This is a genomic window from Mycobacterium sp., from assembly GCF_032159775.1.
Classification (GTDB): Bacteria; Actinomycetota; Actinomycetes; order Mycobacteriales; family Mycobacteriaceae; genus Mycobacterium.
The window spans coordinates 22986-29291 of the sequence record NZ_JAVHWK010000090.1 but is presented as its reverse complement, the minus strand read 5'-3'; the positions used below and the strand labels follow the sequence as shown (position 1 = coordinate 29291).

Sequence of the window (6306 nt, the reverse complement as noted above, 5' to 3'; positions counted from 1 at the left end):
CATTCGCAGGTCGTCGGGTCTGCGCACGCTTGAATCGGCGTTGTACAACAGTGGACTGGGGCCGGTCGCAGGGGTCGACGAGGTCGGCCGTGGCGCGTGTGCCGGACCGCTGGTGATCGCCGCCTGTGTGCTCGGCCCGAATCGCTTCAAGAGTTTCGCCGAGCTCGACGATTCGAAGAAGCTCACCGAAAAGGCCCGGGAGGCTCTGTTTCCGCTGATCTGCCGCTATGCGCTCGCTTACCACGTGGTGTTCGTCCCGCCACGCGAAGTCGACCGGCGCGGCGTGCACGTCGCCAACATCGAGGGCATGCGACGGGCCGTCGCAGGTCTTGCCGTGCGGCCGGGTTACGTGCTGTCGGACGGGTTTCGCGTGCCGGGGTTGCCCGTGCCGTCGCTGCCCGTGATCGGCGGCGACGCGGCGGCGGCGTGCATCGCGGCGGCGAGCGTGCTGGCCAAGGTCAGCAGGGACCGGCTGATGGTCGCGCTGGACGCGGACTATCCAGGCTACGGCTTCGCCGAGCACAAGGGTTACAGCACGCCCGCCCACGGGGCCGCGCTGGCCCGGCTCGGACCGTGCAGCCAGCATCGATACTCGTTCATCAATGTCCGCCGGGTGGCAACGGCGACCGGCACCAAGGTGGTGACGGAGCTCGTGGGCGACTGCGTACCGGAGCAGCGCGACGAAGTTGGGTAAGGGAAGATGGACACAGACCGATACGAAGGACTGCTGAAGCGATGAGTGCCGAAGATCTCGAGAAGTATGAAACCGAGATGGAGCTCTCGCTGTACCGCGAATACAAGGACATTGTCGGCCAGTTCAGCTACGTGGTGGAAACCGAGCGGCGGTTCTACCTGGCCAACAGCGTGGACCTGGTGCCCCGCAATGCCGACGGCGAGGTGTACTTCGAGCTGAGGCTGGCCGACGCCTGGGTGTGGGACATGTACCGACCGGCGCGGTTCGTCAAACAGGTCCGGGTGATCACGTTCAAGGACGTGAACATCGAAGAGGTCGAGAAGCCCGAACTGCGGCTGCCCGAGTAGCCGCTAGCCGGTCGGCCCGACCAGGTGCTCGCGGAAGAAAGCGAAGACCCGCGACCAGGCGTCCGCTTCGGCGGCCTCGTTGTAGCCGAACCCGGTGATACGGATCAACGGCTGTGCCGGAAGCTTGTTGGCGAAGCTGTGACCGGCGCCGGGGTAGGCCTTGATATCGGCGGGGATGTTCTTCTCGTCGACGACCTTCTCCAGCTTGGCCGCCGCACCGATGCCGATGGGGTCGCGACGGCCGAAGCTGGCGACGATGGGACACGCACCGTCCAGCGTTTCGCTGAGATCGCGAGGTAGCGGGGTGCCGTAGAACGGCGCCGATGCGCCAAACCCCTTGGGGGACAAGACCAGTGCGAACTGGCCACCCATGCAGAAGCCGGCAATGCCGACCGCGCCGGACGCCTGCGGCAACGCCTGCAGGTGGTCGCGGGCAGCCAGGACGTCGTCGAGTGCGCGGCCGCGTTTGGTCATCACTTCGCGAAGGACACGCGTCACACAGCGGGCGCGCCCGCCGCGGGCGAACATGTTGGGCGTGATGGCGATGTATCCCGCGTCGGCGACCCGCCGGGAGATTCGTTCGTTGTCCGGTCCGTAGCCGATCGCGTCGTGCACCAGCACCACACCCGGCCACGGCCCCGTGCCTGCGGGCACACTGAGGAGCGCGTCGATCGGACCGGCGGGGGCATTGATCGTGATGGTCTGCACGCGTTTAGTGTCAGCTGCGATCTCACCGATTGTCTACAGGTTGGCGGCGATCTCGTCGAATGCGGCGATGGTCGGGAACAGCATCGTTGCGTCCTGCGGAAGCGGCCAGCTCGACAGCTTCACGGCGACCATGTCGGCCGCCCTGTTGACGTAGATCATCTGGCCGTGGATTCCCAGACACAGCAACACGTTGTTGCCCGGTCGCGGAAACCAGCACTGGTTCCGGTACATCCCGCCGGGCATGCGGTTGTCGCCGGGGCTCGCAGCGAAGGCCGAGCGCGAGTCGAGCCCACCGGCGAACGTGTCGGCGATCCACGACAGGGACACCACCCGCTCCCCGGTCAGCGACGTACCACCGTTGAGAAACAGCGACCCGAACCTCACCAGATCAGACAGGCATGCATTGATGCCGCCGTCGAACATGCCGGTGCCCACCGAGTCGACACCGATGGTCGCGTCGGTCCGCGCACCGAGTTTGGCCCACAGCACCGCAGACATCAGGTCGGGCATCCGCAGTCCACTGGCCGCCTCGCAGATCCAGCCGAGGACGTCGGTCTCACAGGACCGGTACTCGAACGGGCCGCCGTGCAGAGACTTCTGCTGCAGCGTCGCCAGGAAGTCGTACATCGTCGACGGAAGGTCGGGCACCGTGCGTGGCGCCCAGCCGATGGCCTGCTCGATCAATCGCACTTCGGCAACCGGGTCGAGGTAGTCCTCGGAAAATTTGATGCCCGAACGCATATCGAGCAGGTTGCGCACGGTCGCACCCGCGTACCCGGAGTCAGCCAGGGCGGGCACGTAGAAAGTGACTTCGGCGTCGGGGCTGACGGTGCCCTCGCTCACGAGCGCGCCGACCACCATGGCGATCAGCGACTTGCTCACCGACATCAGTAGGTGCGACGTGTTGGCGTGCATACCCCCGTAGTAGAACTCGCTGAGCACCTTGCCGTGCTGGGTGACCATCCAGCCGTCGGTGACGGTGGCGGCCATCACGTCGCCGACGGTGGTGCGTCGTCCGTTCGTCCGGTCATAGAGCGGGATGTCGGTCAGCTCGACCGGATTCGGCGGAAGCTCGGCGACGGGTCCGGTGCCGCGGGAGATCGCAGCGGTCGGGAGGAATTCGGCGATGTGCTGAAACGTCCAGTGCAGCTGGGCCGCGGACTGCCAGTTGTCCAGATTCACACCCGACGGCACGCGTCCGGTGTCGCCTCCGAGAGTCATGGCGACGACTGTAATAGCCTGCGCTGCGCGGGCAGACTCTCAGCCTGACTTGACCGCGACATTGGCGGCCGGCGCTGCGGGTTTGGCGATCGGCGTACCCGCGTACTGTGCGCGGATCGAGTCGATGAGATGGCGGGCGCGGATCGTCAGCGCCGATTTGCCGGTGGCCGAGTCGACCTGTAGCCGGCCCTTGGTGACCAGCACGCCGAGGTCGGCGCCCTTCCACCGGTAGTCACCGGGGGCGTAGATCCGCAGGAAGAACGCCTCCGCCTCGTTCTGCAGTTGGTGCCAGTCCAGCGCGGCCCGCCGGAACACCAGGGCGCCGCTGCTGTCCAGCGAATACTGCCCCGTGCTGGGGGTGGCCGTCAGCCGCTGCACGATGTCGTCGGTCTCCTTCATCACCATCTGGCTCCACAGGTCACCCGACGCCAACTCCTCCCACCTCTCGTTGATCTCGTCGACGTCCAGATCGAAGTCGACGTTCATGTACTCGAGGATGTGGAACAAAAACAGCGGCACGTCGGCGTAGGCGCCCGCGGTGACGTTGGTGATCGATGATGCCCCGCTGATGCGGGGGTTGAGCTCGCCGAGATAGACCTCGCCGGTGTCGGTGTCGACGAGCACGTCGACCTCGAAGAAACCGCGGTAGCCTTCCTTGGCCAGCCGATCGCCGAGGCGCCGCACCAATTCTGTTGCGATCCGCCTGCTTTCGCCGGTCAGCACCTCCGGGAACATCTCGTTGCCGCACCAGCCGCCGCGCGCCGGGGTGAGCCGCTTGTAGCCGATCAGCTCCGACATGAACGGCCCGACGACGGTGCCGCATCGGGTGAGCACCGCCTCGACCGCGACGGGACGGTTGTTGATCCGCCGCATCACCTTGATCTCTTCGCCGACGATGTCTGCGCTGTGCTTGCGCCAGTCCGCCTCCGACGAGATGAAGAACGTGGTCTTGCCGGAATCGCCGTACGGCGTCTGAACGACGAGTTCGTCACCGAGACCGGCCTTTTCGGCCGCCTTCTGCAGCCCAGCCCAGTCGTCGACCCGGGTCAGCACGTTCGGCACGCTCGGCGCTCCCGCCTCATTTCCGAGCTGTGTTGTGACGATCTTCGAGTCGAGGCGCTCACGCAGGCTTGCCGCGGGCAGAATCAGGTCGTAGCCGAGATCTTTGCAGATGTCCTCGGTTTCGCTGTTGAAGAAGACCATCACCACCTTGGGCCGGATCCCGCGCGGGGTCACCGAGTCGATGTGTGCCCGCACCTCGGGGTTGGTCAGCAGCCAGTTGTTGATCTCCTCGCCGCTTTCGAACTCTTCGTACGGCTTGTCGATCGGTGTGAAGACGCGCGGGTGCGCGCCGTCCCATGCGTCGTAGTACGTGATGTAGGTGAAGTTGCGGATCCAGCGGTCCAGGCCCAGGAGGTTGAACGGGGTGGCGCCGAAGAACAGAATCGGTACGTCGTTGGTTCGGAAGAAGTGCCGCACCTCGGAGATGTTCTTCAACCGGCGCCGAGTCTGCCCGGTCCCCGGCGCGAAGGCGGCATCGGTGCCGACGCTGATCTCCGTCGGCTTGGCAGAAGCGGTCGTCGGGCGTTTGATCGGCGGGGCCGCCGCGGCGACGGTCTTGGTTGGGCGCTTCACCTGCTTGGCGGGCGCCTTCTTGGCGGCCTTCCTGGCGGTCGTCTTTTTGGCGGTGGTCTTCGCAGCCTGTCGTGATCGAACCGGTCGGTCAGTCATGGTGTGCACCTCGCTGCGGAAAGTCCACACTAATTCCCGGCGCCGCCCAGCATGGTGGGTTCAGCCGAGCCGCAGACCCTCCAACACGTGGCTGAGCTCGGTCAGCGCCGCACGGTGGGCGGCTGTCTGGTTGCCTGCGCGCGCAACGCTCATCGACGTCTCGCACAGCGCGCCGTAGAGGAAGACGGCGAGGGGACCGGCCGGTCGCGGCGCTATCCGTCCGGCCTGCACCGCCGCCGCGATGGCGATCTCCATCAGCTCCATCATCGGCGCCTCCGTGCGACGCACGCCATCCCATCCCAGCGCAGGCAGCGCGTCGAGAAGCATGATTCGCTGCAGTCCCGGCTCCAGACACTCCTCGAGGAAGGCGCGACAGCAGGCCTCGAACGCATTCCACGGATCACTCTTGGATGCGTAGACGGCGGGCAGCACCGCGCAAAGCCGCTCGACCTCGCGCGCGAACACCGCTTCGAACAGCTGCTGCTTGCCCTGGAAGTGGTGGTACACAGCGCCTTTGGTGACGCGCGCTTTGGCCGCCACCGCGTCAAGCGAGGTCGCCGCGTAACCGTCCTTGGCGAAGAGTTCGCGGGCCGCGTCGACGAGAGCGCCCGTCGTCGCCTCGGTGCGCTCCGCTTGCGTTCGTCTCGCCTGCCTGGCCGGCATGAACCCACGATAACGGCTGCCTGCCAATCCCTGGCTGTCGCGCGACACCGCTACAGCAGGCGATAGACGCGGTAGTCGATGTGGTCAGGCGACAGCACGTTGTAGCCGACGGCGACGATCTCGTTGAGCCAGCTGTAGCGGTCGTCTGCGGTTTCGAATGTCGGCGTCGTGCGGACATACGTCTCGTCGAACGCAAGCGCTTGCCCTGCGGCCAGCCGTCCGAGGCCGTCGGCGGGAACCTTGATGACGCCTCTGGTCTCGTAGTGGATCAGCGCGCCGTCGTGGGTGCGCAGCGTGGCGCGGACGTCGATGCGTCCGATCTGGTCGCTGCCGACCAGCAACCAGTCGCCGCCGCCGGGCAGTATCTCGCCCCGCAACCGTGGGCCGTCGATCACTCCACCGTTGGTGATGAACGTCAGCCTGGTGCCCCTCGAAGTGGAAATAAGTTGTGCCGGTTGAAGTTCGACATGCATGTCGAAGAGGTGCTCAGCGGGCAGCCTGTCGAATGTCGGCAGCTGGTCTGCGGGCGCGACGACGGCGGTCATTGGGTCACCGTCCCCATGGCGGCCTGCAGCGCGACGGCGTCGACGAAGGTGTCCTTGCGCGCCACCAGGCCGTCGGGTGACACCACGACGACGTCGAGGCAGTCGAACCGGATGTCGCCGGATATCAGCGCCCAGTCCAGAACCCAGTGACCCTCTCCGTAGAGCACGCGATAGGTCTCGAACGAGAAGTCCGGGAAGGTGGTGAAGAGCTCGGCGAAGGTGGCACGGACGGCGTCGCGGCCGACGACCGCGTCGTCACCGAGATGGATCCAGAACCGGGTGTCGTCGGTGTGCAGGGCGACGATCGCGTCCGGGTCGCGGTTCGCCCAGGCGGCGAAATAGCGCTCCGAGATTTCTTTCAGGTCGACGGCCGTGGTGGCGGTGGGGGACATGGCTG

The 6306-nt window shown here is 66.1% G+C and carries 8 protein-coding genes; 2 read left to right on the top strand and 6 right to left on the bottom strand.

Annotated elements, in window-relative coordinates:
- Position 1 precedes the first annotated feature (1 nt).
- Together QOJ24_RS09810 and QOJ24_RS09805 are read left to right on the top strand one after the other, a co-directional pair.
- Positions 2-694 carry a ribonuclease HII gene (locus QOJ24_RS09810; protein WP_526260796.1) on the top strand — a complete coding sequence of 231 codons (693 nt, stop codon included), beginning with the start codon at positions 2-4 and terminating at the stop codon, positions 692-694.
- Between the two features lie 41 nt (positions 695-735).
- Positions 736-1041 carry a DUF2469 family protein gene (locus QOJ24_RS09805; RefSeq protein WP_526260795.1) on the top strand — a complete coding sequence of 102 codons (306 nt, stop codon included), beginning with the start codon at positions 736-738 and terminating at the stop codon, positions 1039-1041.
- A gap of 3 nt (positions 1042-1044) precedes the next feature.
- Here QOJ24_RS09805 and QOJ24_RS09800 read toward each other — a convergent pair whose 3' ends face one another.
- From QOJ24_RS09800 to QOJ24_RS09775, 6 genes are read right to left on the bottom strand one after another with little or no spacing between them, the layout of a single operon-like run.
- Positions 1045-1749: a dienelactone hydrolase family protein gene (locus QOJ24_RS09800; RefSeq protein WP_526260794.1), complete on the bottom strand. Its 705-nt coding sequence runs from the start codon at positions 1747-1749 to the stop codon at positions 1045-1047.
- Between the two features lie 33 nt (positions 1750-1782).
- Positions 1783-2970 (bottom strand): serine hydrolase domain-containing protein, encoded by a 1188-nt coding sequence (locus QOJ24_RS09795; protein ID WP_526260793.1) that lies wholly within the window; start codon positions 2968-2970, stop codon positions 1783-1785.
- A gap of 39 nt (positions 2971-3009) precedes the next feature.
- Entirely contained in the window at positions 3010-4701 is a 1692-nt protein-coding gene (locus QOJ24_RS09790; protein ID WP_526260792.1) for a biotin carboxylase, read from the bottom strand.
- A 60-nt stretch (positions 4702-4761) separates the two neighbouring features.
- A complete protein-coding gene (locus tag QOJ24_RS09785) occupies positions 4762-5364 on the bottom strand; it encodes a TetR/AcrR family transcriptional regulator (protein WP_526260791.1) in 603 nt (200 codons plus the stop codon).
- Positions 5365-5414: 50 nt separating this feature from the next.
- Positions 5415-5909: a DUF3237 family protein gene (locus QOJ24_RS09780; protein ID WP_526260790.1), complete on the bottom strand. Its 495-nt coding sequence runs from the start codon at positions 5907-5909 to the stop codon at positions 5415-5417.
- Positions 5906-6301: a nuclear transport factor 2 family protein gene (locus QOJ24_RS09775; RefSeq protein ID WP_526260789.1), complete on the bottom strand. Its 396-nt coding sequence runs from the start codon at positions 6299-6301 to the stop codon at positions 5906-5908. The genes QOJ24_RS09780 and QOJ24_RS09775 overlap by 4 nt, the downstream gene beginning before the upstream one ends.
- Positions 6302-6306 lie beyond the last annotated feature (5 nt).